Raw genomic sequence first — 25919 nt, 5'->3', positions numbered from 1 at the left:
CACCGCGCGTTGTCGGATGCCTCCCGCCCGTGATTCAATGCGCTGGCCGGGCGGGCTGATCGTGGGCAGGTTTCCTCTGTCGTCAGTGCAAGGGAATCCCCATGAAGTTGTTCAAGTCGGCGGCGATCACCGCCGTCATGGTTCTCATCACCACTGTTCTCATGGTGCCCACGCAGGCACAGGCCCACGGGGTGTCGATGTTCCCCGGTGCCCGCACGTTCCTGTGCTGGCAGGACGGCCTGCGAGACAACGGGCAGATCCTCCCCTACAACCCCGCATGTGCGGCTGCCGTCAACCAGAGCGGCGCGACCCCCCTGTACAACTGGTTCGCGGTGCTGCGCTCCGACGGCGCGGGCCGGACCAGCGGATTCATCCCCGACGGGCAGCTCTGCAGCGGCGGCTCCGGCGGGCCCTACGACTTCTCGGCCTACAACGCGGTCCGCTCCGACTGGCCGCTGACCCACTTGACCTCAGGCGCGTCCATCCAGATGCGTCACAGCAACTGGGCCCAGCACCCCGGAGCCTTCAACTACTACGTCACCAAGAACGGCTGGAACGCGAACGGGCCGCTGAAGTGGTCCGACCTGGAGCCGTTCGGCAGCGCCACGAACCCGCCCGCCAACGGCGGCGCCGGCGGGCTCAACTACTACTACTGGAACGCCCAGCTCCCGTCCGGCAAGACCGGACGGCACATCATCTACACGCACTGGATCCGCTCGGACAGCAACGAGAACTTCTACAGCTGCTCCGACGTCGTCTTCGACGGCGGCAACGGCCAGGTCACCGGGGTCGGCCCCGGCGGCAGCACCCCCACAGCCACCCCGACGGTCACCCCGACGGTCACCCCGACCGACCCGGTGCCGACCGGTGCCTGCACCGCCACGTGGAAGGCCACCAACACCGGCTGGGCCGGCCACTTCCAGGGTGAGGTGACCGTGAAGAACACGAGCACCTCGTCGCTGAACGGCTGGACGGTCAAGTGGGCCTACAGCGGCGGCCAGGGCTTCGACGGATCACCGTGGAACGGCGTCCTGACCGGTCAACCCCCGAATGTGACGGTCAAGAACGCCACCTACAACGGACAACTCTCACCGAACGGAACGACCACGTTCGGCTTCAACGCCACCGGCTCGATTCCGAGCCCCGCACCCACCCTGACCTGCACCAGCCCGTGATCAGAACGCGTCGCGGGCTTGTCGCGGCAATCGTCACCTCGGCCAGCCTGACCCTGGCCGGGGTGATGTTCTTCGTTGCCCGGCAGCCGTCGTCACAGCTGAACCAAGAGCTCGCCGCCCAGGTGACCCTGATTCTCGAACAGGCCTCACCCGACGAGCACCACGCCCACGGCCACAGCTTCGACTCGCGCGTCGTCTGCGCCGTGGAGCCCTTCGGAACCGAGCCGGCGGACGCGACCTCCCTCGTGCAGGTGCGGTGGGTCTACGCCCGCCACATGTGCGCGATCACCGGCCAGAGCAGCGACTGGGCGGCCTCCGTGCGGGCCTCGGGCCCCATCGCCGTCAAGATCGACATTCCACCCCAGATCAGGGTGCCGACCCCCGGAGCGGGCTTCCCGGACCGCGTCCGGCAGCTCATCCCCGCGCGCTACCACGCGCAGGCGTTCGCCGACTTCGAGAGCGACGACGCGATCGAGGCGGCGCGCGAGAGGTTCGCGCAGATCATCTCCGCCAAGTAGTTCATGTCGCATGAAGCGCATGTCGCGCACGGCAAACGGACGCGGCCGGCTGAAAGCGCCGGCCACGTCCGTCCCATCCGGGCGGGGATGGTGTTGGGGCAGGGTATTGCGTTTCTGGCCTCACCTCCTCATACGCGGCCGACGGGCCTGGTGTTCAGTTGGCGCAGGTGTAACCGGAGGGGACGGCGGTGTTGCCGCCCGGGCGGCTCGCCTGGAAGCCGAAGCTGGTGCTGGCGTTCGGGGCGAGCGTGCCGTTGTAGCCCGCGTTCTTCACCGTCACGGTCTGGCCGCTGACCGTCACCGCGGCGTTCCACGAGCCGGTGAGCGTGTGCCCGGCGGGCAGCGTGAACGTCACCGTCCAGCTCGTCTTGGTCGACGTGCTGGTGTTCGTCACGGTCACGGGCTGCGCCACGTAGCCGCCGCTCCACTGGCTCTGCACCGTGCCGGCGGCCGTGCAGCCGCCGCCGGTGCCGCCACCGCTCAGCGTCGTGAAGGAGGCCGTCGGGGACTGGGCCGACTGGTTGCCCGCCGCGTCCCTGGCCTTCACGTACACCTGGTACGCGGTCGCCGCCGACAGTCCGGTCAGCACGATCGAGTTGGTGGCCGTCGTGCCGAGCAGGGTGCCCGACGAGGTGGAGACGTTGTACCCGGCCACGCCCACGTTGTCGGTGGACGCCGTCCAGGTGAGGGTGGCGCCCGACGAGGTGATGTTCGAGGCGGCCGGGGTGCCCGGCGTGCTCGGCGGGGTCGGGTCGGTGGTGCCGCCGCCGTAGATCGCGGCCTGCTTGGCGGTCGCGGCGATGCCGTTGGCGCCGTTGAACAGCCGCTGGCCCCACGACGTGAGCTGGGTGACGTCGAAGTTGGTGACCTGGTCGAGGTACTCGACGCCGCCGCCGTTGCCGCTCCAGGACCAGCCCAGGTAGCCGAGGCCGCGGCTCACGGACTGCGCCATGATCGTGTCCTCGTCGGGGTTGCCGTCGGAGTGGTCGAACCCGAACTCGCCGACCACCAGCGGCAGCCCGGCGGTCCTGAACGCGTCCATGTACGCGGTGATCTCCGCGGCCGTGTCGAAGACGCCGTACATGTGGATGGCGAAGATCGTGTTCTTGGCGGGGTCGCTGTCGAAGACGGCCCGCGCGTTGTCACGCATGCCGAACTGCCAGTCCTGGCCCCAGTTGGGGGCGTCCACCATCAGCGCGTGCTGGAAGCCGTTGCTGCGCAGCTTCTGGATGGCGGCCGTGGTGGCGGCGGCCCAGCTCGGGGTGATGGCGTTGTTGCCGACCGGCTCGTTGCCGATGTTGACGATGATGTAGTCCTCCTGGCCGACCAGGGCGGACTTGACGCTGATCCAGTAGTTGGCGGCCTGGTCCAGGGTGTAGGCGCCGCTCTGCTCGCCGTACCCGGTGGTGTCGTGGTTCTCCAGGACGCAGATGAGCTTGTTCTGCTTGCACAGGGCGACGACGTTGGCCACGTCGGAGACGGTGTTGGCGGTCCAGCGACCGCCGCTGAGCACCACCCTGACGGTGTTGGCCTTCAGCGACTTGATGTCGGCGAAGGCTTTGGTCTGCGAGGCGTACCAGGTGTGCGCGTGGCTGGTGCCGCGGATGACGAACTCCTGGCCGCCGGCCTCCAGGATCTTCGTGCCGCTGACGTGCAGGCCGACGGCGGCGTTCGCCGGCAGGGCGGGGGCGACGAGCAGTGCCAGCAGGCACGCCAGCGCGGTGAACAGTGATCTCATGGGCTGCCTTTCACTGAGCTGTGGAGCCGCCCCCGCCGCGCCTGCGGCGGGGGCGGAGTCTTCGCTCAGGCGGGGGTGCAGGTGATGGGGTCGGGCGTGGTGGACGAGCCGCCCGCGATGAAGCCGAAGGTGGTGGTCGCGCCCGGGGCGAGCGCGCCGTTCCAGGCTTCGTTCCTGACGGTGACGGTGGAGCCCGACACCGTGTGCTTACCGCCCCAGAGCTGGGTGATCGTGCCCTGGGACGTCCAGGAGACCGTCCAGGTGCTGGTCGCGGCGGTGCCGGCGTTCTTCACCGTCACCTCGCCCTGGAACCCGCCGTTCCAGGAGCCGACCAGCTTGAAGGCGGCCGTGCAGCCGCCTGGCGGTGGTGGTGTGCTCGACGTCGTGAACGTCGTGCTTTCCGACGGCGCCGAGGTGTTGCCTGCCGCGTCCTTCGCCACCACGTGGGCGGTGTAGGACGTGGCTGGAGTGAGCCCGCTCAGCTCGAAGGAGGCGCTGGTGGCCGTGCCTGCCTTGGTGGACCCCAGGTAGACGTCATAGCCGATCACGCCCACGTTGTCCGTGGAGGCGGTCCAGCCCAGCTTCGCGGTGGAGCCCGTGATCCCGGATGCCACGGGCTTGCCCGGTGTGCTGGGCGCGGTGCCGTCCTGCTCCTCCGGACCCGGGGGCTCACCCCAGATCTTGGTGGCGCCGCTGTAGAGGGTGATGTTCGGGGTGCGCACCGGCGTCGTTCCCGGGGTGGTGGGGATGTTCCGGTACGACCAGTCGTTGGCCGGATCCCACGAGCCCGCGCTGGTGATCCTGAACTGCACCTCCCTGCGGTGTTGCGACTGCCCGGCGGGCGCGATGGCCTGGCCCGAGCAGCCGATGTTCACGTAGTACGTGCTGCCGCTCGCCTGGTGCAGCGTCGGAGCCGCGCACTGCGTGTAGGCCGACGACACGCTGATCTGCGACGCGGTCGTGGTGCCGTCGAGGGTGAAGTAGTAGCGGAAGGACCCGTCGGACAGGACCCTGGCGGGCCAGGCCGACTGGTTGCGGACGATCGCCTTGATCTCCGTGAAGCCCGTGCCCGAGGCGTTCACGCCCGCCTCGACGAAGAGCTCGGGCCCGTCTGGGGTCTCGGCCACCGGGAAGTTCGTCGCCGGGGCGCCCCCGTACTCGCGGTAGAGCCGGGCCAGCGCGCTGGTGAAGCCGGCGTTGTAGTCGGTGGCGACCTCGTTCATGACGTAGTCGTCGCGCTTGTCGGTGTAGGCGTCGTCCGGGTCGGGCGGGCCGCCGACGAGCGCTCCGTACAACGTGTGACGGGTCTGCTCGGGAAGCTGGATCTGGTCGGTCCACGAGCCGTGGGCCGTGCGGTGGTGCGGGTTCTTCGGCGGGTTGGCGCCGAAGCCGATGAGGTAGGAGGAGTTGCGCGGGTTGTCGCCGAGCGCGTAGCCGATCTGCCGGACCGCGAAGTCGTGGTAGCGGGCCTTGCGGGTGGCGTCGGTGATCGTGTCGCTGTGCACGAGCGCGGCGAACGAGGTGTTGGCCGCGTATCGCAGCGACCCCCACCGGTCCAGCACCGCCTGGCCGCCGGGCGAATACCGCACCTTGGCGCCGTCCACGCCCACCGTCCACCAGTCGAGCCAGCGGTTGGCGTCGTCGAGGTAGCGCTGCTTGCCGGTCAGCTTGTGCAGCAGCACGTACGCGCCGTAGGACTTGTCGTCCCAGGCGATCGTCCACTTGTACGACTTCGTGGTGCTCTGCGGCTCGGTGCCCAGGCTGTCGTAGCCCGTCTCGGCCTTGGCCAGGTAGGAGGCGTCGTTCGTGGCCCGGTAGAGCCAGATCGCGCCCCACACCAGCTCGTCGTTGTAGCCGCTCCAGGAGTTGTAGTAGCTCCCGGCGTCGGTGATGCAGTCGCTGTACTTCTTCCTGACGGTGTCGGCGAAGGAGTAGAGCTGCTTGGCGTGCGTGACCAGCGTGTCGGCATATGACGGATTTGTCGGGCGGAAGACGATCGACGAGGCCGCCATCGCCGCCGCCGTCTCACCGGCCAGATCCGACCCGCCACACGACGCGTCGATCTTGTACGCCGGCCGCGCCATCGCCATCGCCTCGGCGGGACCCCACCAGGCGTGGTCCGTGCCGCCGTTGCCGACCTGCCCGTAGAGCACACTGGCCGACGGGTGGGCCTTGATGAAGTAGTCGTTGACGAACTTGAGGTTGTTCAGCAGGTGCGTGAGCTGGCCCGACGAGGCATAGGCGTCGCGGTACTCGACCGCGCCCCAGGCCAGCATGGTGGCGGAGAACGCCATCGGGAAGCCGAACTTGACGTGGTCGCCCGCGTCGTACCAGCCGCCCGTGAGGTCGACGCCGACGTCCTTGCCGTCGTTCAGGCCCGAGTCGCCGCGCCAGGAGACCCGGTTCCAGGCGGGCTTCGCGCCCGACTGCTGGGCCTCGTAGAACCACAACGACTTCTGCAGCGCCTCGCCGTAGGCGAAGGCCGGTGCGGCGGCGGCGTGGGCCGCCGGCCCCGCCCCCGTCCCGAGGGACAGGGGCAGGACCAGCGACGCCACGGCGATCAGTGCTGCTTTTCTCACGGGAAGAGCCGCCCGTACTCGGCCAGGGCGACGGCGACGTCCACCTGCGCCCAGAATCGGTGGTAGTTGAAGACCGGCGCGGGGCCCGTGCCGCTCAGGAACGCGTTGACCCTCGGCCAGTCGGGGTCGTTGCGGTAGAAGGACCTGATGGAGATGAAGGTCGAGCTGGAGTTGACGGTGTCGCCGTTCGGCATCTCACCGGTCCAGCCGGAGGGCACGTACACCGCGTCGTCGACGCGGTTGTAGTCGGTCTTGGTCTCCGGCACGGACACGCCCTTGGCGTCGCGCTTGGCCCAGACGCCGTCGAGCAGCGCCTTGGCGGTGGTGCGCGCCGCGGTGTGGTTGGCCTTGGCCGCGTAGTACATCAGGGCCTTGGCGTAGGAGCCGGCGACGCCGACGTCCTGCGTGTGGTCCACGACGGTCACGTGCAGGCCCGGGTTGGCCGGCGGCATGCCGCTGGTGGCGGTGAAGTTGCCCGCGGGCTGGCCGGTCCAGCGCAGCGTGGACGGGATCTGGTAGCTGCCGTCGGCGTTGACCGTGGTGTTGGCCAGCGCCCACGTCACCCACTTGTCGAGCAGCGCCTTGGCGTCGGCGTTGCCGGTGGCGTAGTAGAGCTCGGCCACCCGCTCCATCGTCCACGCCTGGAAGCCGAACCACTGGTTCGACGGCGGGTCATGGTAGACGGGCTGCCAGTCGTAGGCCATGCCGTGGAACTTCGGCAGGTTCGACGGCGGAGCCGCGTAGTGGCCCTCCCAGCTGTTGGTCGCGCCGCCGGCGATGGCGCCCTCGGACGACTGCAGCCAGGTGTAGAACTGGAGCTGGCGGGTGAGGCTGGTGCTCCAGTCGGCCGCGCCGGTCGCGCTCTTCGGCTTGAGCTCGGTCACGTTCGCCAGCGCCCAGGCCGCGAACGGGTTCTGGTAGCCGGAGTGGTTGTGGCTGGAGCCGATGCGCCAGGCCCAGCCGGCGTTGGAGTCGGTCGCGCCGCCCCAGGCGTAATACCAGGACATCAGGTAGTTGGAGGCGTTCTTGCCGGTGCCCGCCGCGCACGACGGACTGGTGCAGCCCGGCTGCTTGAAGTACTTGTCGTACATCGCGTAGCGCAGGTAGTCGCCCATCTTGGCGGCCTTGGCCACCGTCGCGGAGATCTGCGACTGCTTGCCCTGCGCCGCGGCCCAGGTCTGCGCCCAGTACGCCACCTGCACCGCGCGCGCGTCGGCGTCGGGGGCGTTGGTGTACTTCCACTGCTTGGCGTAGGAGCTGTCCTTGATGAACAGGTCCAGGTAGCCGTTGGTGCCGCCGTGGGCGAAGGTGTCGCAGGACGGCTGCGGGATCGTCTCGAAGACGGACTCCTCCGGGCCGCGCTGGTAGGTGTTGATGTAGGCGGGCTTGGTGGTGCCGTCGCCGCAGCGGCCGAAGCCGTAGGTGTTGTCGACGTCCAGCAGCCAGTGCATGCCGTAGATGTCGCGGGTGCCGTACGCGGTCTGCAGCTCACCGGCGATCGGGTCGGTGCCCACCGAGACGCCGGAGTCGATCTGCGTCGGGTAGCTGTTGATCGTGTTGTACTCGGCCGCGTACGTGGCCGGCTTCGACGCGTTGTAGAAGGAGTTCGTCGGCTGGTCGGCCGTGGCCGGGATGATGTACCTCTCCATCGAGGCCCAGGCGTTGTTGAACTTCGTCCAGTCGCCGGTGACCTGCCCGTAGGTCGCCTCCAGCCACAGGTAGTAGCTGTAGGCCTCGGACGTGGTCTCGTGCCCGTGGTCCGGCGCCTCCACCATGAACGTCTCGACCGAGTGGTACGGCACGCCCTCGGGCGAGAAGTAGCCGTTGGCCGGGTCGTGCAGCTCGTTGTACATCTCGACGAAGCGCTGGATGTACTGGTTGTTCCCGCCGACGTCGTCGTCCGCCTCGCTGACGCTGACGTCGACCGCGGTGTAGCCGGTGGCGCTCACTCTGAACACGGCCGAGCCGCTCGCGGTGTCGGTGTCGTTGGCCGCGGCCACCGTCACGTTCTGCGCGGTGTTCCAGTTGGCCGTCGTGAAGGTCAGGCTGCCGCCACCTGCGACCGTGAGGTCGGTGTCACCGCTGGCGCGGGCCGAGGTGACGCTCACGCTCGCCGTCGGCGCCTGCGACAACCGCACCCCGAAGGTCGCGCTCCCCGCCTCGGGCACGGACAGGGTCGTCGGGCTCACCACGAGCGCGGGGCCCGTGGCCTGGGTGACCGTGATCCCGACCGGTGCCGAGGTCGTGGTCGCGCCGCCGTTGTCGGTGGCCCTGGCGGTGATCGAGTAGCTGCCCGCGGCCACGTTCGTCCAGCTGTAGCTGTACGGCGACGAGGTGTCGGTGCCCAGCAGCGTGCTGCCCTGGTAGAAGTCGACCTTGGCAACGGTGCCGCCCGAGTCGGCCGCGGTCGCCGCGATCGGCACGGTGGCCGGCGCGGTGAACGTCTGGCCGGCGGTCGGCGAGGTCAGCGACACGGTGGGGGCCGGGTTCGCGGCGCCACAGGTGGTGCCGTTGACGCTGAACGTGGTCGGGTTCGGGTTCGTGCTCGACCAGGTGCCGTTGTAGCCGACCGAGACGGAGGCGCCGGTGGCCAGACTGCCGTTGTACGGCATGTTGGTCCCGGTCACCCGGGTCCCGGACTGACTCCAGTTCGCACCCCAGCCGGTGGGGGTGTACTTCTGCGTGGTCGTCGGATAGTCGAACGCCAGCGACCACGACGTGATGGGGTCGCCGGTGTTCTTCAACGTGATGCTCGCCGTGAACCCGCCCTGGCCGGGGCTGCTCGTCCACGAGTTGGCGGTGTAGGTCACGTCGCACGCCACGGCCGCCTGGGCGGGACCTGCCGCCAAAGCCGTGGTCACGCCGGCCAGGAGGACGAGGGTCGTGGCTCCGGCGAGCCGCCTCGATAAGCGTGTCAAAAGGGAAGGAGGTCTGTACTTCACGGGGTCTCCATGGGAGTAGGGGTATGGGAGCGCTCCCAAAAGGGATTGTGGGTGACCTTCGGCGTATGTCAACGGAATGGCGTCGCGGTAACCCCCGTGTTTCCTCTCACCAGGCTGCCGGGGATGAAAGTTTCATCCTCGTTCCGGGGCATTCAACGAGCATGCGGCCTGACGGACACCTCCGGAAAAGCCGCCCTCTGTACAGCGCCCCGAGTCCGGCACACCATGGGAGCGCTCCCAGCCATCTAGCATCCTGGAGATGATCGCTCGTGAGACTCCACCGCGGCCTTCGCAAATGGGCCGTGACCATGACCGCCGCGAGCCTCGCGGCATTAGGGCTCGTCGTCGGCCAGGGCACGGCCGCGAACGCCGCCGTCGCCTGCGACGTGACCTACACAGCCAACTCGTGGACGAGCAGCCCGGGTCAGGGCGGTTTCACCGCGAGCATCACGTTGAAGAACACCGGCGACCCGCTGACCTCATGGTCGCTGGCCTTCGACTATCCGACCACCACGCAGAAATACACCCCCACCGGCTGGGGTGCGAACTGGAGTCAGTCCGGGACCCGGGTGACCGGGACCAACATGCCGTACAACGGCAGTCTGGCCACCGGCGCCTCCGTCTCGGTCGGCTACAACGGCACCTGGTCGAGCACGAACCCGAACCCGGCCACGTTCAGCGTCAACGGCACCACCTGTGGCGGCACGACGCCGACGACCCCGTCGGTGGTCACCTCGGCCGGCACGGTCGCGGTCAGCGAGGGCGGCACGGCGACGTTCACCGCCAGGCTCTCCTCGGCCCCCTCCGCCAACGTGACCGTCGCCACCACACGCAGCAGCGGTGACACCGACCTGTCCGTCAGCTCGGGCGGCTCGCTCACCTTCACCCCGGCCAACTGGAACACCGCCCAGACGGTGACCCTGGCCGCGGCGCAGGACTCCGACACCGCCGCGGGCACCGCCGCGTTCAGCGTCGGCGGCACCGGCGTGACCGGCGCCACGGTCACCGCGAACGAGGTGGACGACGACGCCACCGCGGTGCAGTCGATCACCGTGACACCGACCTCGGTGACCGTGCCCGAGGGCGGCACCGCCTCGTACACCGTGCGCCTGGCCATCCAGCCCACCTCGAACGTGACCGTCACCTCGACGGCGGGCAGCGGCGACACGAACATCACCGTCTCCTCCGGCGCCAGCCTCACCTTCACCTCGGCCAACTGGAACACCGCGCAGACGGTGACCCTGGCCGCCGCGCAGGACTCCGACAACACCAACGGCACCCGGCCGATCACCGTCGCCGCCAGCGGCCTGACGTCCAGGACGGTCACCGCGACCGAGGCCGACGACGACGGCGGCACCAACCCCGGCCCGCACGTCGAGAACCCGTACGCCGGCGCCACCGGCTACGTGAACCCGAACTGGCGCACCAAGGCCGCGGCCGAGCCCGGCGGCTCCGCGGTGGCCAACACCTCCACGGCCGTGTGGCTGGACCGCATCGCGGCCATCGCCGGCTCCTCCACGAGCATGGGACTGCAGGCGCACCTGGACGAGGCCGTCAGGCAGGACGCCGCCAACGGCTCCAGCCCGCTGACCATCCAGTTCGTCATCTACGACCTGCCCAACCGCGACTGCTCGGCGCTGGCCTCCAACGGTGAGCTGCTCATCGCCGAGAACGGGCTCAACCGCTACAAGACCGAGTACATCGACCCGATCGCGACGATCGTCAACAACTCCGCATACGCGAACCTGCGCATCGTCACGATCATCGAGCCCGACTCGCTGCCGAACCTGATCACCAACCTCAGCTTCGCCAAGTGCGCCGAGGCCAACTCGACCGGCGCCTACGTCCAGGGCGTCCAGTACGCGCTGAACAAGCTGCACGCCATCAGCAACGTCTACACCTACATCGACGCCGCCCACCACGCCTGGCTGGGCTGGGACTCGAACTTCAACCCGGCGGTCAACCTGTTCTACACCACCGCCGCGGGCGCCACGGCGGGCGTGGACAGCGTGGACGGCTTCATCAGCAACACCGCCAACACCTCCGCGTCCAAGGAGCTCTACTTCAACATCAACACCACGGTGAACGGCCAGTCGGTCCGGCAGTCCAAGTGGGTCGACTGGAACTACTACGTGGACGAGGTCACCTTCGTCCAGGCGCTGCGCACCGCGCTCATCAGCAAGGGCTTCCGGCAGGGCCTCGGCATGCTGGTCGACACCTCGCGCAACGGCTGGGGCGGCAGCGCCCGCCCGACCGGGGCGAGCACCTCGACGCTCATGGACACGTTCGTCAACGAGTCGCGCATCGACCGCCGCATCCACGCCGGCAACTGGTGCAACCAGAGCGGCGCCGGCATGGGCGCGCGGCCGACGGCCAACCCGGAGACCGGTCTGGACGCCTACGTCTGGATCAAGCCTCCGGGTGAGTCCGACGGCGCGAGCACGGACATCCCGAACGACGAGGGCAAGAAGTTCGACCGGATGTGCGACCCGACCTACACCGGCAACAGCCTCAACGGCAACAACATGTCGGGGGCGCTGGCCAACGCACCGCTGTCGGGCCAGTGGTTCTCGGCACAGTTCCGCCAGCTGCTCGCCAACGCCTACCCGCCCATCAACTGAGACCTGGCCGGCCGGAGGGTCACCCGACCCTTCGGCCGCGGGGGCCGCACGGCCCCTGACCAGGGACCCGCCTGACCCGGGCCCCTGACCAGCCGGAGAGGCCCGCCTGACCCGGGCCCCTCACCAACCGGAGGGGTCCTGGCCGCGAGCCAGGGCCCCTTCGCTATCGCGCCCTGCGCCACTCCGACACGATCTGGTCGACGTCGAAGGGCGTCAGGTTGAGCGGCGGCCCGGACAGTCCCGTCCTGATCGCCTCGCGGATCCGAAGGTTGATCTCCTCGACGATCCGCCGGGCCTCGTGCTCGGTCCTGGCACCGCGGGCCTCGAACAGCGCCTGCTCCGCATCCTTGCGCAAAGCCAGCGTCGGCGGCAGGGGCATCGACAATCCCTCGCTGTCGAGCTTCTGCTTGATCCACCACAGGTCGTCGTGGTGCCGGTCGAGCCCTGGCAGCGGCTTGCCCTTGCCGGGCAGGTCATCGAACTCGCCGCGCTCCTCCGCTTCGCGGATCTGCCTGTCGATCCAGCTCTCGAAAGGCATGCCGGGGGGTTTGCGCTCGGTCACCTTCGCTCCTTCAGGCCAGGTTGTGACTCGGGGTGAGGGGGCCGCGCCAGCCGAGCATGGCCTCCGTCATGCGGACGGACGCGACCGTCGCGGCCACGTCGTGGACGCGCAGGATGCGGGCGCCCTTGAGGATGGCGAAGACGTTGGCGGCGATCGTGCCCTCCCGCCGCTCCCCCTGCGGGCGGTCGAGCGTCTCTCCGATGAAGTCCTTGTTGGACAGGGCCACCAGCGTCGGGTAGCCGATCGCGGTGATCTCCTCCAGCCGGCGGGTCAGCTCCAGGGAATGGAAGGTGTTCTTGTTCAGGTCGTGCCCGGGGTCGATGATGATTTTTTCGGCGGCGATGCCCGCCTTCAGCGCGAACGCGACCCGCTCCCGCAGGAAGTCGGCCACCTCGCAGACGACGTCGGCGTAGCTGGGCCGGAAGACCCGCCTGCCTGGGCCGCCCAGGCTGTGCGTGACGACCACGCTGACCCCGGTCTCCGCCGCGACCTCGGCGATGCCGGGCTCGCGCAGGCCGTTGGTGTCGTTGAGGACGTCGGCGCCGGCCTCGATGGCCGCCCGCGCCACCTCGGGGCGGTGGGTGTCCACGGAGATGACGGCGTCGGTGACGGCCCTGACCTCGGCGATGACCGGGACGACCCGGTCGATCTCCTCCTGCGGGCCGATCTGCGCCTGGGCCGCGCTGAAGGCGAAGCCGCCGATGTCGACCCAGTCGGCGCCGGCCTCGACGGCCCCGCGGGCGGCCGCCACGGCGCTGCCGAGCGCGTAGGTGCTGCCCTGGTCGTGAAAGGAGTTGGGGGTCCTGTTGACGATGGCCATGATGGCGACCTGGCGCTCGAAATCGAACTCCCGCCGCCCGATCCGCCGCACAGGAGAGCTGATCCCGATTTCGCCGCGCACGTGGTGATCCCTTTCCGTCCCTCCCGAGACTACCCGGCCCAGGTCCAGGTCAGACGCGTGGATCAGGCGGCCCGCGTCAGGGGTGGATCATGCGGTGAAACGGCCCGGCGAGTGCCCCCCGGTGGTGACCCTGATGCGTTTCATGACCGCGTGGAGACCACGATCAGGCCCTCTCGGCAGACGCATCGTGAGCATGACCGTGGTGCCGGCCGGACCGGTGTGGAAGTCGGCGGCGTCGCACAGCCGCCGGATCAGGTAGATCCCTCTGCCGGTGTAGGAGAGGTCGGACGGCCTGCGCCGCCCGTTGACGTATCCGTCGGGAATGCCCGTCCCCCGATCCGTGGTCTCGGAGCGGATGACGCCGTCGACCGTCCACAACTTGAAGTGCCCGTGCCCGCCCGCGTGCTCGACGGCGTTGACGACGCTCTCGTGCACGGCCAGGACGAAGTCGTCCAGCCGGGGACCGCTCAGTCCGCAGCGCTCGGCCTCTTCGGCCACCGCGCGACGCAGCTTCGTCACATCGTGGAGGGCGAAGGGCTGGATCATTAAAGTGCGCATTGCAGGCTCCTCCACCCCTGGCCTGGATACGCAGAAACACGAAGTCCGAAGGCACGGCCGCCTTCGGACTGAGAAAACCGGGGAAGTAGACGTTGCCGGATGAAAAGGTCCATGTCTTACCTCCGTGTCGATTTGACACCAAGGCCGCGCTTCAGGACCTACGTTAATTCCTCCCCTTCCCTTACATGGAGGAATTACACCCTTCATCCCTTATGAGTCATCCCTTATGAGTGCCCGCCGACGCCCGTGACCAGCTCCTTGACCCGATCCATCGGGCCACCGTCGGGAGCCAGCGGCGGGGTGTCCATGCCCGCGCCGTCGTGCAGACCGTCGAACAACTCGCGCAGGGCCTCCCACGACGAGTGCCGCGGCGTCCAGCCCAGCACCTCCCTGGCCCGCTCGACCTTCATGACCGGGATCCGCAGGAACAGTTCGAGCAGCCCCGGCGCGGCGGCCACCAGCCGCAGGTGCCAGCCGGCCGCCACGGCCGCCTTGGCCATCCCCCTGGGCACCCGCACCGTGCGCGCGTCGAGCAGCCTGGCCAGGTCCTGCGCATCGAGCACCGGCTCGGCGGCCAGGTTGAACGGCCCCCGCACCTCCTTGGTGACGGCCAGCCGGTAAGCCTCGGCGGCGTCGTCCGCGTGCAGCACCTGCATCCGCAACCCCGGGATGTCGGGCACGAACGGGATCCGCCCGGGCCTGATCAGCCGCCGCGGCACGAACGGCCCGCCGAACAACCTGCGCTGCTCGGTCGCCGCCGCCCGCTGGAAGATGAACCCGGGCCGCATCCGCACCACGCGGATCAGCGGATGGTCGTGCTCGAAGACGTCGAGCACCCGCTCGACGTACGCCTTCTCCCGCCCGTAGGCCGCCCCCGGCCAGCCGTGCGTCGGCCAGCTCTCGTCCACGGGCCGGTCCTTGGGCCCCGGGGAGTAGGCCCCCACGGAGGAGGCGTGGATCAGCGCGGGCACCCCCGCCTCGGCCACCGCCCGGAAGACGCGCATGCTGCCCAGCACGTTGGCCCGCCAGGTGACCGCCGGATCCCTGGTCGGCTGGAACAACCAGGCGAGATGCACCACGGCGTCCGCGCCGTCGAAGATCCGCGCCAGGTCGGCGGTGGCGACGTCGGCCTGCCGCCAGTCGGTGCGGTCGATCCGCCATCCCGGAAGCCGGCGGGCGACCCCGACGATCGAGGTCACGCTTTCGTCGGCGGCCAGCGCGCGTATCAGGCCGGTGCCGACGTTGCCGGTAGCCCCCACCACAACGACTCTCATGTCCGCACCGCTGCCCGCCCTCCGGGCCGCGAAACCCCGCTGACCTGGTGTCTTACGGCTGGAGCAGGATCTTCACCGCACCATCCGCCTTTTTCTGGAACATCTCGTACGCCATCGGCGCCTGCTCCAGCGGCAGCCGGTGCGTCGTCAGGTCCAGCACTCCGAGCGGATCGGCCTCGTCGGTCACCAGCGGCATGAGCGCGCTGGTCCACCGGCGGACGTGCGCCTGGCCCATGCGCAACGTGATGCCCTTGTCGAACATGCGCAACATGGGCAGCGGATCCGTCATGCCGCCGTAGACGCCGACGACGGAGATGACGCCCCCGCGGCGTACCGAGTCGATGGCCTGGTTGAGCGCGGCCAGGCGGTCGACGCCCGCGTTCGTCATCAGCGGTGCGGCGAGCGCGCCGGGCAGCAGCCCCGTGAGCGTCTGGGCGAGCTTGGCGGCGGGCGAGCCGTGCGCCTCCATGCCGACGGCGTCGATGGCCGAGTCCGTGCCACGGCCCGCGGTCAGGCCGCGGATCTCCGCCGGCACGTCGGACACCTCGCTCGCGTCGACAACCTCGATGCCGTGCCGGCGGGCCATCTCCAGGCGGTCCCTGACGCCGTCCACGCCGATCACCCGGTGGCCGAGGTGGCGCGCGATGCGGGCGCTCATCTGCCCGATGGGGCCGAGGCCGAAGACGGTGACGCTGCCCCCGGCGGGGATGTGCGCGAAGGCGACCGCCTGCCAGGAGGTCGGCAGCACGTCGGACAGGTACACGAAGCGCTCGTCGGGCGGCCCGGCCGGCACCCTGATCGGCCCGAACTGGGCCTCCGGCACCCGCAGGTACTCGGCCTGCCCGCCGGGCACCTGGCCGTAGAGCCTGGTGTAGCCGAACAGCGCGGCGCCCATGCCCTGCTCGCGCACCTGCGTGGTCTCGCACTGCGCGTAGAGCTCCATCCCGCACATGTGGCAGTGGCCGCAGGAGATGTTGAACGGGATGACCACGCGGTCGCCGCGCTTGAGGTTGGTGAGGCCGGAGCCCACCTCCTCGACGATCCCCATGGCCTCGTGCCCGAGGATGTCGCCCTCGGCCATGAACGGCCCGAGCACCTCGTACAGGTGCAGGTCCGAGCCGCAGATCCCGGTGCTGGTCACCTTGATGATCGCGTCGTTGGGCTCCTTGATGGCCGGGTCGGGGACCTCCTCGACGCGGACGTCCCGCTTGCCGTGCCAGGTGACTGCCTTCATGACAGGCGCCTACCCCCACAGGAAACAGCAAACGACGGCCTCCTGCGGCCGTGGGATCGGTGAGGCAAAACAGAGCGCAGCTACTAAAGACACTTTACACGCTCCGTATTCAAAGAGTAACTTTTGGTAGCCGTCGATTGACAGGAGCCGTGCGGATGCCGGTGAGGTTCACTCAGCACCACGTGGGGCCACGCGTCGAAGAACGCCTGGCCGGGTTCCTGCAGACCTGGCGGGCCCCCGTATCCGATCCCGACGTCGAGGCCGCGTACCAGTTGCTGAGCGACTTCATCCTGGGCGGCGGCAAGCGGGTGCGGCCCCAGCTGTGTTACTGGGGCTGGCGCGGCGCGGGGGGCAACGACAGCGAGCAGATCATCAGCGCGGCCGCCGCGCTGGAGTTGTGCCACGCGGGGCTGCTGGTCCACGACGACATCATGGACGGCAGTGACACGCGCAGGGGGCGGGCCACCGTGCACCGGAGCCTCGCGCGACTGCACCAGGGGCCGGGCGCGGAGGCGTTCGGCCAGGCGGGCGGCATCCTGCTGGGCACGCTCAGCCTGGCCTGGTCCGACACGTTGTTGTCGTCCTGCCAGGTGGAGCAGCCCCGGCTGCGGGCCGCGCACCACATCTTCGACGCCATGCGCACCGAGGTGATCAGCGGCCAGTATCTCGACGTCCTGGCCCAGCTCCGCGCGGGCGCGAGCGTCGACGAGGCGCTCACCGTGATCCGCTACAAGAGCGCCAAGTACACCGTCGAGCGCCCGTTGCAGATCGGCGGCGCCCTGGCCGGCGCCTCCGGTGGGCTGATGGAGTCCTACTCCCGCTTCGGCGTGCCGCTCGGCGAGGCGTTCCAGCTCCGCGACGACGTGCTGGGCACGTTCGGGACGGAGTCGGAGACGGGCAAGTCGGCGCTCGACGACCTCAGGGAGGGCAAGCACACGGTGATGTTCGCGCACGCCGTGCAGCGGGCCTCGCCCGCGCAGCTCGCCCATCTGCGGAGCTGGCACGGCAATCCGGAGCTGACCGAGGAGCGCGCCGCCGAGCTGCGCCAGATCCTGCGGGAGACCGGCGCGCTGGCCGAGGTCGAGGCGATGATCGAGGTCCGGGTGCGCGAGGCCGTGACGGCTCTGGCCGAGGCGCCGATCGAGCCGGAGGCCGCCGGCGCGCTGGCCGTGCTGGCCGATCAGCTCGCCCACCGCACCAAGTAAGGGGTCTCCCATCATGGGACGTGTACTTCTCGCTGCCCCGCGCGGCTACTGCGCGGGCGTGGATCGCGCGATCGTCACGGTCGAGGAGGCGCTGAGACGCTTCGGAGCGCCGGTCTACGTCCGCAAGCAGATCGTGCACAACACCTCCGTGGTCGGCGACCTCACCCGGCGCGGCGCGATCTTCGTCGACGAGCTCGACGAGGTTCCCGATGGCGCGCTGGTGGTCTTCTCCGCCCACGGCGTCTCCCCGGCGGTCAAGCGGGAGGCGGCCCGGCGCGGGCTGCCGACGATCGACGCGACCTGCCCGCTGGTGACGAAGGTGCACAAGGAGGCCGCGCGCCTGGCGGACGAGGGCTACGAGATCGTGCTCATCGGCCACGCCGAGCACGAGGAGGTCGAGGGCACGCTGGGCGAGGCCCCCGGCCGCATCCACGTCGTCGACCCGGCCCGCCCGGACGAGCTGACGACCGGCGGCTCCGGCCGGATGAGCTGGTTGTCGCAGACCACGCTGGCCGTGGACGAGACGCTGGGCGCGGTCGCCCGCCTGCGCGAGCGCTTCCCCCAGTTGATCGACCCGCCCAGCGACGACATCTGCTACGCCAGCCAGAACCGCCAGGAGGCGGTCGCCGCGATCGCCCCGCGCTGCGAGCTGGTGATCGTCGTCGGCTCGGCCAACTCCTCCAACTCCCAGCGGATGGTGGAGGTCGCGCTGAACGCCGGCGCCGGCGCGGCCTACCTGGTCGACCGGGCCGGCGACGCCGACGAGCGGTGGCTGGCCGGAGTGACGACCGTCGGGGTCAGCTCCGGCGCCTCCGCTCCCGAGCGGCTGGTCGAGGAGGTCCTCGCCTGGCTCGCCGGCCACGGCTACGCGGACGTGGAGTCCGTGACCCTGACCGAGGAGACCCTGACCTTCTCCCTCCCCCCCGAACTCCGAACCTCTCGCCACCACGGCTAGGCCCCACCCTGAGATAGGCGGTGCAGCACATGACCGAAACGACCAACTCGACAACTTCTGAGAACGGCAACGGCCAGCTCAGCCTCAGTACCGATGCCGCCAGGCAGCTCTCGACCACGACCAAGACGCCGCCGCAGATGCAGGAGATCACCTCCCGCTGGTTGTTGCGGCTGCTGCCGTGGGTGCAGTGCTCCGGCGGCGTGTTCAGGGTCAACCGGCGGCTGACGTACACGCTCGGGGACGGCCGCATCACGTTCAGCACGACGGGCTCGAACGTGCGCGTGATCCCGGCCGAGCTGACCGAGCTGCCCATGCTGCGCGGTTTCGAGGACATGGACGTGCTCGAAGCGCTGGCCGACCGCTTCGTCCAGCGCGAGGCCGAGGCCGATGAGGAGATCGTCGCCGAGGGCAGCGCCGCGGACCAGCTCGTGCTGATCGCCCATGGCCGCGTGGGCAAGGTCGGCCGCGGCGCGTACGGCGACGAGCAGAACCTCGGGGTCCTGGCCGACGGCGACCACCTCGGTGAGCAGTCCTTGGTCGGCGGCGGCGCGTTCGAGTACAGCTGGCGCACCAAGACGGCGACCACCCTGCTCATCCTGTCCAAGCAGGACTTCGACGAGGTCGCCGACCAGTCGCCCGCGCTGCGCGAGCACCTGGAGGGCTGGCGCGCCAGCGGTGACCGCGCCCAGAACGCCTACGGCGAGGCCGCCATCGACATGTCCTCCGGCCACGCCGGTGAGGCCGTGCTGCCCGGCACGTTCGTGGACTATGAGCAGAGCCCGCGCGAATACGAGCTGAGCGTGGCCCAGACCGTGCTGCGCGTGCACAGCCGGGTCTCCGACCTGTACAACCAGCCGATGAGCCAGCTCGACCAGCAGCTCCGCCTGACGATCGAGGCCCTGCGCGAGCGCCAGGAGCACGAGCTGGTCAACAACAGGGAGTTCGGCCTGCTCCACAACGCCGACTTCAGCCAGCGCATCCGCACCCGCTCCGGCCCGCCGACCCCTGACGACCTCGACGACCTGCTGGCCGTGGTGTGGAAGGAGCCGGCGTTCTTCCTGGCGCATCCGCAGGCCATCGCGGCGTTCGGCAGGGAGTGCAGCAAGCGCGGCGTCTACCCGCAGTCCAGCGAGGTCAACGGGCACCGGGTGCCGGCCTGGCGGGGTGTGCCGATCTTCCCGTGCAACAAGATCCCGGTCACCGGCGCGCGCACGTCGTCGGTCCTGCTCATGCGGACCGGCCAGGAGAACCAGGGTGTCGTCGGGCTGCACCAGACCGGCATCCCCGACGAGTACCAGCCCAGCCTCTCGGTCCGGTTCATGAACATCAACGAGAAGGCCGTCATCTCCTACCTGGTCAGCGCCTACTACTCGGCCTCGGTCCTGGTGCCCGACGCGCTCGGCGTGCTGGAGGACGTCGAACTCGGCAGGAACTGCTAGCCGGCACTTTCTCCTCGTCCGGTCCCAGGGATTGTCGCGGGAGGAGTTTCACGCGGTGAGCACGCAGTCGCCGGCGCTGCGGTCCAGCTCTGCCGTCGAGATGGCACGCTGATCGGCCCCACCCAAGGAGTGAGCATGTCGTCTCAGCCGTTCGAACTGCCGGACTTCTACATGCCGTACCCGGCGCGGCTCAACCCGCATCTGGAAGAGGCGCGCGCGCACTCCAAGAAGTGGGCGCGTGACCTGGGCATGCTCGAAGGCTCCGGCGTCTGGGAGGAGGACGACCTCGACGCCCACGACTACTCGCTGATGTGCGCCTACACCCATCCTGACTGCGACGGCGCCGAGCTCTGCCTGATCACCGACTGGTACGTGTGGGTCTTCTTCTTCGACGACCACTTCCTTGAGGTGTACAAGCGCACCGGTGACCTGAAGGGCAGCAGGGCCTACCTGGCCAGGCTGGCGTCCTTCATGCCGATGGGCGTGGATCTGACCATGCCGGAGCCGACCAATCCGGTGGAGGCGGGGCTGGCCGATCTGTGGGTGCGGACCGTGCCCCGCATGTCACTCGACTGGCGCGAACGGTTCGCCGAAAGCACCCGCAACCTGCTCAACGAGTCGCTCTGGGAGCTGGCCAACATCAACAGGGGCCGGGTCGCCAACCCGGTCGAGTACATCGAGATGCGCCGCAAGGTGGGCGGGGCCCCGTGGTCGGCCGGGCTCGTCGAGCACGCCGTGGGCGCCGAGGTGCCCGCGCGGCTGGCCGCAACCCGGCCGCTGCGGGTGCTCAAGGACACCTTCTCCGACGCGGTCCACCTGCGTAACGACCTGTTCTCCTACCAGCGGGAGGTCGCGGACGAGGGCGAGCTGAGCAACGGCGTGCTGGTGCTGGAGACGTTCCTGGGCTGCGGCACGCAGGAGGCCGCCGACGCCGTCAACGACCTGCTCACCTCGCGCCTGCAGCAGTTCGAGCACACCGCGCTCACCGAGCTGGGGCCGCTCTTCGTCGAGCGGGCGATCGACCCGCTGACGGCCGCCGGTGTGCTGGCCTACGTCAAGGGCCTGCAGGACTGGCAGTCGGGCGGCCACGAGTGGCACATGGTCTCCAGCCGCTACATGAACGCGCGGGCGAAGGTGAGCAAGCCGCTGGGCATGTCGTCGATGGTGAACCTGCTCGGCGCCAAGCGGCTGCGCACCTTCACGCACGTGCCGTACCAGCGGGTGGGGGCCACCCGCATTCCCGACCTGTACGTGCCCTTCCCGCTCCGGTTGTCCCCGCATCTGGACGCCGCCCGCCGCAACATCGTGGACTGGTGCCAGGCGATGGGCTTGCTGGAGTCCCAGCCGGGCGTGGCAGGCTCGGCGGTGTGGGACCGGGACAAGCTGATCGACTACGACCTGTCGTTGTGCGCGGCGGGGCTGCATCCCGACGCCTCTGCCGAGGAGCTGGACCTGGCCTCGTTCTGGCTGGCCTGGGGCACCTACGGCGACGACTACTTCCCGGTCGTCTTCGGCCGCTCACGCAACCTGGCCGCCGCCAAGATCACCGTTGACCGCTTCTCGTTGTTCATGCCGCTGGACGGCTCGCCTCCGCCACCGCCCGCGAGCGCGCTGGAGCGCGGGCTGGCCGACGTCTGGGCGCGTACGGTCGCGCCGATGCCGCCGGCGGACCGCCGCAAGCTGCGCCGGGCGGTCGAGACGATGTGCGAGGGATGGTTGTGGGAGCTGGCCAACGAGCTGGCCCGCCATGTCCCCGACCCGGTGGACTATCTGGAGATGCGCCGGCTGACCTTCGGCTGCGAGCTGACGATGAGCCTGACCAGGCTGCGGCACTCCAAGGGCATCCCGGAGGCGTTCTACCGCAGCGGCCCGGTGCGGGCGCTGGAGAACGCGATGATGGACGCCGGCCTGCTGATCAACGACATCTTCTCCTACCAGAAGGAGATCGAGTTCCAGGGCGAGGTGCACAACTGCGTGCTGGTGGTGCAGAACTTCTTCGACTGCGACCGGGCGGCGGCGCTCACCATCGTCAACGATCTGCTGACGGGGCGGGTGCGGGAGTTCGAGCATCTCGTGGCGAACGAGCTGCCGATCGTGTGCGACGACTTCGGGCTCGACGAGGTGGCCAGGCAGGACGTCGAGGCGTTCGTGACGGAGCTGCGCGACTGGCTGGCCGGGATTCGCCACTGGCATCTGAACTGCTTCCGCTACGACGAGGCGTCGCTGCGCCGCCATCACCGGCCGCCGCAGTGGCGGCTCGGCGGCCCCACCGGGCTGGGCACCTCGGCGGTCACGGCCTTCCCGCTGCATACGGGCGGGCGTTAGATGGGCAGGTGCTGCGCGTCGGCGTCGTGATACCAGCCCATCATGAGCAGCAGCCGACGTTGGTACGGCGTGATGTTGTGCAGGTGGATCCAGCGTTGCGCCGGCGGAAGTGCGGGCATCGCCAGCACGCGTAGCCCCGAGACGTCGATGAAGGTCAGCGCCCCGGTGTCGACGACGACGTGGGCGCCCTGCCGGCAACTCGCCAGCGTGCTGGCCAGCGCCCGGCTGTTGGTCGCGTCGATCTCACCCACCAGCGTGACGGCCGGCGTCCCTGACGCCGCGCGCATCATGATCCTGAGCTGCTCGTCCTGATAGAGCAGCCGCTCTTCGACGCCGCTCATGCTCCCTGCACCCCCCAACACAACACACTGCGGGGGTTTGTCGGCCGGACCTGCACTTCAGAGGAAGATCGCCAGTGATATGGCGATTGACCTGAAAACCAGGCTACACGAGGTATGTTCCGCTATGTAATTTTCGCCGTGAAATGACCGAGTTGCGGGGAAAATATGAAAGTTCACCACATTCAGTTGATCTGACCGAGCCCGCGCCGGCTGCGGACTCGGTCGGTGATCTGATCTGCCTGCGTGGCCGGGCTTCCCGCGCCTCAGCGGCCGCGGCCGACCTGGGGTGACCCTCCGGTAAGGTGCCGCCACGAGGGGTCGTGGGTACCGGAGTGCCCCCAGGTCAGGGGCGCGTACGCGGGGCGGGAGCCACCGCCTGGGCGGGTCAGTTGTTGTCGCCCGTGTTCTCCTCGTTGTTGAGGACGTCGAGGTCGATGTCCTGCAGGTGCAGCAGCGTGAGGACGTCGACGTACTTGACCGAGTCGTTGAGCACGTCGTTCAGCGCGGTCAGGTCGTCGAGGAGGCTGAGCTGGCTCAGAATCTGCTTGTCCTTGTTGTAGGCGTTGGGGCCGACGTCGGCCGACGCGCTCGTGGCCGAGAAGCCGAACAGGAAACCCGCGATTGCTGCACCGGCAAAGATGCGACGCATCATTTGTCTACTTCTCCTTCGTTGGAATCGGCGCGGGATGCGCGTCATCGAAAATCACTCGCACAGAGCTGCGAGATTCCATGGATAACAATCTCGCGGGCTTTCGATTGCCGCAACCCGGTCGTGCTAAGTCAAAGTCAAATACCCGCCGTAATCTCTTGGCCACCGCAAACGACGGTTCCTGACATGTCGGCTAAGTCACCATTTGCCGCAGGTGGCATCGCAGTTATTTTTCATCTTATGGCCATACGAGCATCACGCATGGCCAAAGTCCGTTTTATTGCCATAGAGAAGGAGGAATGCTAGCGACAGGAACGGCCGGCCGCGCATCTGGGCGACGCCGGGGCACGGACAAGTCGCGGGAGCGCTGAATATGCCATGAATGGACTGAGGCCACTGTTGATAATGGCGCTGCCGATTATCCTGGGCGCGCATTCCACACCCGCGTCGGCGGCGAATGGCTGCCCTGCGGGAATGTGCGGGCAGGCCGCCGGCCAGGCCCACAGGTCGGGAGGCGGTGCCATCGCGGCGCGAACGGCGATGGAGATGATCGGCATCCCGTACTCATGGGGCGGGGGCGGGCCGGGCGGGCCCGGATTCGGGATCGGGAAAGGGGCTGCGACCTGGGGGTTCGACTGCTCGGGGCTGGCGGAGTACGCCTGGGCGCGGGCCGGGGTGACGATCGGCTCGACGACGCAGGAGCAGTGGAGGTCGGGAATCCGGATACCGAAGGAGGCGGTGGAGCCGGGGGATCTGGTCTTCTACGACAACGACGCGGACGATCCGGGACCCGAGCACGTGGCCGTGGCCGTGGACGCGACGCGGATGGTGCACGCGCCGTACACCGGGCAACTGGTCCGGCTGGACCCGCTGGACCGGCCGACTTTCCTGGGGGTGGTCCGGCCGAGCGAGGCGGCCGCGAACGGCCACGCGGCCCAGGTCGTCCTGCAGTGATCGACCTGGGCCGCGTGCCGCTGTCAGCTCGGTGCGCACCGAGCCTGGCGCCGTGGTCTCGCGATCTGCCACGGCCCGTTCTTCTGGTTCACCTCAAGGCACCAGGAAACAGATCTTGGCCGGGCGAGCTCCCCCACCGGAACGGGGGCCGCCGATCAGCTTCCTGCCTACGCCACGCGAGGAGCCGTCAGTTGTTGTCGCCCGTGTCCTCTTCGTTGTTGAGGATGTCGGCGTCGATGTCGTTCAGGTGCAGCAGCGTGAGAATGTCGATGTACTTGACCGAGTCGTTGAGGACGTCGTTCAGCGCGGTCAGGTCATCGAGGGCGCTGAGCTGGCTCAGGATGCTCTGCCCGTTGTTGTGCGGGTTGGGGCCGACGTCGGCAGAGGCGCCGGTGGCCGTGAAGCTCAGAGCGGCGGCTGCGATTGCTGCACCGGCCAGAATGCGACGGATCATGATTTCTTTCCTCCATGGATCGGCGCGGAATTCCCGGCGCCATAGTCGTTTGTGCAGGGCTGTGAGGTGCCGCCAATAACAATCGCGGCAGCCCGCGAAATCCGCAACCCGAAGAGCCCAATCCGGAGTCAAGGAGGAACCCCGGTTTCTTGGTGCTCGGTTTTCGTGTTCATCGACGACGCACGTCTGAAAGCAACTACGCGAAGGTCGGCGAACGACATTTATTTTGGTTGACCGCGCGGCCGATGGGACAGCCGTTCACCGCCGTTTAGGCAACGATCACCCGAAACTTGAGAATCGCCCCCGCGTAAGCCGGTGCGGCCTTAGCACGCGCGGACGCCCGGGGCGTACAAAACGGCGAGAATGTTTTGGCAGGCGGGCAAGCCCCGGCCATGCACGTCAGTCGTTGAGACGGTCCAGGGCGGCCGACAGGCGCCGCAGCGCCTCCAGACAGGCCCTCGCATCGTCGAACCCCAGCTCGCCCACCAGCCGGTCGGCGAGCTCCTGGTGCCCAGGGGTGATCTTGGCGACGGCCTCCCGGCCGGCCGCCGTCGGCCGCAGCAGCTTGGCGCGCCGGTGCGCCGGGTTGGGACGGTATTCGGCCAGGCCCCGCTCGACCAGCAGGTCCGCGATCCGCTGCACCCCCTGCCTGGTCATCCCCATCACCCTGGCGATGCCGGCCACGGGCAGCGGCTCGCCCAGGACGGCCCCGAGGACCTGCCACCACGCCGCCGTCATGCCCGACGGCCTGGCCAGCCCCTCGGCCACCTCCATGAACTGCCCGTTGAGCCGGAACGACCCCAAGGCCAGCCCCGAGAGCAGGTCGGCCGACTCGCTCATGCCGCCATCAGCACCTCGAAGGCCGACGCGTCGCTCTCGGCGAACAGCCGGAACCACGCGTCGAGCACCTCGGGGCGGTAGACGCCGAGCCGCCGGAAGACCTCCCTGGCGAACGCCACCTGCTCGGTCGGCCCGGCCGTGATGAGGTCGCCCCCGAGCACCGCGTCCTCGTCGAGGTAGCGCCCGGCCCCCGCGTAGCCCGCCTGCGCCGCCAGATATCGCGCCACGGCGCTGGTGTGGTCGCGGTCGTCCAGCAGGCCCTCGCGGGCCAGCCCCGCCGTGGCGCCGCAGATGGCCGCGACCGGCACCCCCGCGTCCAGGAACTCCCGGGCCTTGCGGGCGAACGGCGCCAGCTCCTCCCCCATGTCCCACAGGTCGGCGCCGGGCAGGATGAGCAGCGCGCTGTCCGCCGGCGAGAGCCGGTCGAGCGTGCGGTCCGGCGTGATGCGCAACCCTCCCATGGTCACCACCGGATCGGTGGTCAGGCCGACCGTGACGATCTCGTAGCCGCCCGGCTCGCGGTGGTAGCGCCCGCTGCGCAGATGCGCGGTCAGGTGACCGGTCTCCCAGTCGGCGAGCGTGTCGTAGACGGCGTGGTGCACGATGGGCTTCATGACAGCATGCTGTCGTTACGACAGCGTGTTGTCAATTGATT

At 69.1% G+C, this 25919-nt stretch carries 21 protein-coding genes; 8 read left to right on the top strand and 13 right to left on the bottom strand.

Annotated elements, in window-relative coordinates:
• The first annotated feature begins 101 nt into the window (after positions 1-101).
• Both ACWD0F_RS04465 and ACWD0F_RS04460 read left to right on the top strand, forming a co-directional pair.
• Entirely contained in the window at positions 102-1175 is a 1074-nt protein-coding gene (locus ACWD0F_RS04465) for a lytic polysaccharide monooxygenase (protein ID WP_449872496.1), read from the top strand.
• A complete protein-coding gene (locus ACWD0F_RS04460; protein WP_449872495.1) occupies positions 1172-1693 on the top strand; it encodes a hypothetical protein in 522 nt (173 codons plus the stop codon). The genes ACWD0F_RS04465 and ACWD0F_RS04460 overlap by 4 nt, the downstream gene beginning before the upstream one ends.
• Positions 1694-1847: 154 nt before the next feature.
• Here ACWD0F_RS04460 and ACWD0F_RS04455 read toward each other — a convergent pair whose 3' ends face one another.
• The 3 genes from ACWD0F_RS04455 to ACWD0F_RS04445 all read right to left on the bottom strand — a co-directional run bounded on the left by ACWD0F_RS04455 (position 1848) and on the right by ACWD0F_RS04445 (position 8928).
• Positions 1848-3431, bottom strand: coding sequence for a cellulase family glycosylhydrolase (locus tag ACWD0F_RS04455; protein WP_449872494.1), 1584 nt, complete (start codon positions 3429-3431; stop codon positions 1848-1850).
• 65 nt (positions 3432-3496) lie between these two features.
• On the bottom strand, positions 3497-6064 hold the full coding sequence (locus ACWD0F_RS04450; RefSeq protein WP_449872935.1) for a glycoside hydrolase family 9 protein: 2568 nt from the start codon (positions 6062-6064) through the stop codon (positions 3497-3499).
• Positions 6007-8928: a glycoside hydrolase family 48 protein gene (locus ACWD0F_RS04445; RefSeq protein WP_449872493.1), complete on the bottom strand. Its 2922-nt coding sequence runs from the start codon at positions 8926-8928 to the stop codon at positions 6007-6009. Before ACWD0F_RS04445 ends, ACWD0F_RS04450 begins: the two co-directional genes overlap by 58 nt.
• Before the next feature lie 332 nt (positions 8929-9260).
• On the opposite strand from ACWD0F_RS04445, the gene ACWD0F_RS04440 reads away from it, so the two are divergent.
• Positions 9261-11573 (top strand): glycoside hydrolase family 6 protein, encoded by a 2313-nt coding sequence (locus tag ACWD0F_RS04440; protein WP_449872492.1) that lies wholly within the window; start codon positions 9261-9263, stop codon positions 11571-11573.
• A 163-nt stretch (positions 11574-11736) separates the two neighbouring features.
• On the opposite strand, the gene ACWD0F_RS04435 is transcribed toward ACWD0F_RS04440, so the two are convergent.
• The 5 genes from ACWD0F_RS04435 to ACWD0F_RS04415 form a co-directional block, all read right to left on the bottom strand.
• A complete protein-coding gene (locus ACWD0F_RS04435; protein WP_449872491.1) occupies positions 11737-12135 on the bottom strand; it encodes a DnaJ family domain-containing protein in 399 nt (132 codons plus the stop codon).
• A 10-nt stretch (positions 12136-12145) separates the two neighbouring features.
• Positions 12146-13036 (bottom strand): dihydropteroate synthase, encoded by an 891-nt coding sequence (folP, locus tag ACWD0F_RS04430; RefSeq protein ID WP_449872490.1) that lies wholly within the window; start codon positions 13034-13036, stop codon positions 12146-12148.
• Between the two features lie 87 nt (positions 13037-13123).
• Positions 13124-13594, bottom strand: coding sequence for an ATP-binding protein (locus tag ACWD0F_RS04425; RefSeq protein ID WP_449872489.1), 471 nt, complete (start codon positions 13592-13594; stop codon positions 13124-13126).
• Positions 13595-13818: 224 nt separating this feature from the next.
• Positions 13819-14868: an NAD-dependent epimerase/dehydratase family protein gene (locus ACWD0F_RS04420; RefSeq protein WP_449872488.1), complete on the bottom strand. Its 1050-nt coding sequence runs from the start codon at positions 14866-14868 to the stop codon at positions 13819-13821.
• Between the two features lie 52 nt (positions 14869-14920).
• The gene (locus tag ACWD0F_RS04415) at positions 14921-16102 is read right to left on the bottom strand and encodes a zinc-dependent alcohol dehydrogenase (protein WP_449872487.1); all 1182 of its coding nucleotides are present in this window, start codon (positions 16100-16102) and stop codon (positions 14921-14923) included.
• Between the two features lie 155 nt (positions 16103-16257).
• Between ACWD0F_RS04415 and ACWD0F_RS04410 the strand changes: the two genes are divergently transcribed.
• From ACWD0F_RS04410 to ACWD0F_RS04395, 4 genes are all read left to right on the top strand, one after another.
• A complete protein-coding gene (locus ACWD0F_RS04410; RefSeq protein WP_449872486.1) occupies positions 16258-17307 on the top strand; it encodes a polyprenyl synthetase family protein in 1050 nt (349 codons plus the stop codon).
• A 13-nt stretch (positions 17308-17320) separates the two neighbouring features.
• Positions 17321-18262 carry a 4-hydroxy-3-methylbut-2-enyl diphosphate reductase gene (locus ACWD0F_RS04405; protein ID WP_449872485.1) on the top strand — a complete coding sequence of 314 codons (942 nt, stop codon included), beginning with the start codon at positions 17321-17323 and terminating at the stop codon, positions 18260-18262.
• A 29-nt stretch (positions 18263-18291) separates the two neighbouring features.
• On the top strand, positions 18292-19701 hold the full coding sequence (locus ACWD0F_RS04400; protein WP_449872484.1) for a family 2B encapsulin nanocompartment shell protein: 1410 nt from the start codon (positions 18292-18294) through the stop codon (positions 19699-19701).
• Between the two features lie 135 nt (positions 19702-19836).
• Entirely contained in the window at positions 19837-22026 is a 2190-nt protein-coding gene (locus tag ACWD0F_RS04395; protein WP_449872483.1) for a terpene synthase family protein, read from the top strand.
• On the opposite strand, the gene ACWD0F_RS04390 is transcribed toward ACWD0F_RS04395, so the two are convergent.
• Complete coding sequence (locus ACWD0F_RS04390; protein ID WP_449872482.1) at positions 22023-22367, bottom strand: STAS domain-containing protein; 345 nt, start codon at positions 22365-22367, stop codon at positions 22023-22025. The genes ACWD0F_RS04395 and ACWD0F_RS04390 overlap by 4 nt on opposite strands.
• A gap of 385 nt (positions 22368-22752) precedes the next feature.
• Entirely contained in the window at positions 22753-23019 is a 267-nt protein-coding gene (locus ACWD0F_RS04385) for a hypothetical protein (protein ID WP_449872481.1), read from the bottom strand.
• A 543-nt stretch (positions 23020-23562) separates the two neighbouring features.
• Here ACWD0F_RS04385 and ACWD0F_RS04380 point away from each other — a divergent pair.
• The gene (locus ACWD0F_RS04380; protein ID WP_449872480.1) at positions 23563-23970 is read left to right on the top strand and encodes a C40 family peptidase; all 408 of its coding nucleotides are present in this window, start codon (positions 23563-23565) and stop codon (positions 23968-23970) included.
• A 187-nt stretch (positions 23971-24157) separates the two neighbouring features.
• Here the strand turns inward: ACWD0F_RS04380 and ACWD0F_RS04375 are convergent, their stop codons facing one another.
• From ACWD0F_RS04375 to ACWD0F_RS04365, 3 genes are all read right to left on the bottom strand, one after another.
• The gene (locus ACWD0F_RS04375) at positions 24158-24424 is read right to left on the bottom strand and encodes a hypothetical protein (protein ID WP_449872479.1); all 267 of its coding nucleotides are present in this window, start codon (positions 24422-24424) and stop codon (positions 24158-24160) included.
• 399 nt (positions 24425-24823) lie between these two features.
• On the bottom strand, positions 24824-25264 hold the full coding sequence (locus tag ACWD0F_RS04370; RefSeq protein WP_449872478.1) for a MarR family winged helix-turn-helix transcriptional regulator: 441 nt from the start codon (positions 25262-25264) through the stop codon (positions 24824-24826).
• Positions 25261-25878, bottom strand: coding sequence for a DJ-1/PfpI family protein (locus ACWD0F_RS04365; RefSeq protein ID WP_449872477.1), 618 nt, complete (start codon positions 25876-25878; stop codon positions 25261-25263). Before ACWD0F_RS04365 ends, ACWD0F_RS04370 begins: the two co-directional genes overlap by 4 nt.
• Positions 25879-25919 lie beyond the last annotated feature (41 nt).

The organism is Nonomuraea sp. NPDC002799, from assembly GCF_053592075.1.
The sequence above is the reverse complement of the archived record's forward strand: the minus strand, read 5'-3'. Positions and strand labels throughout refer to the sequence as shown.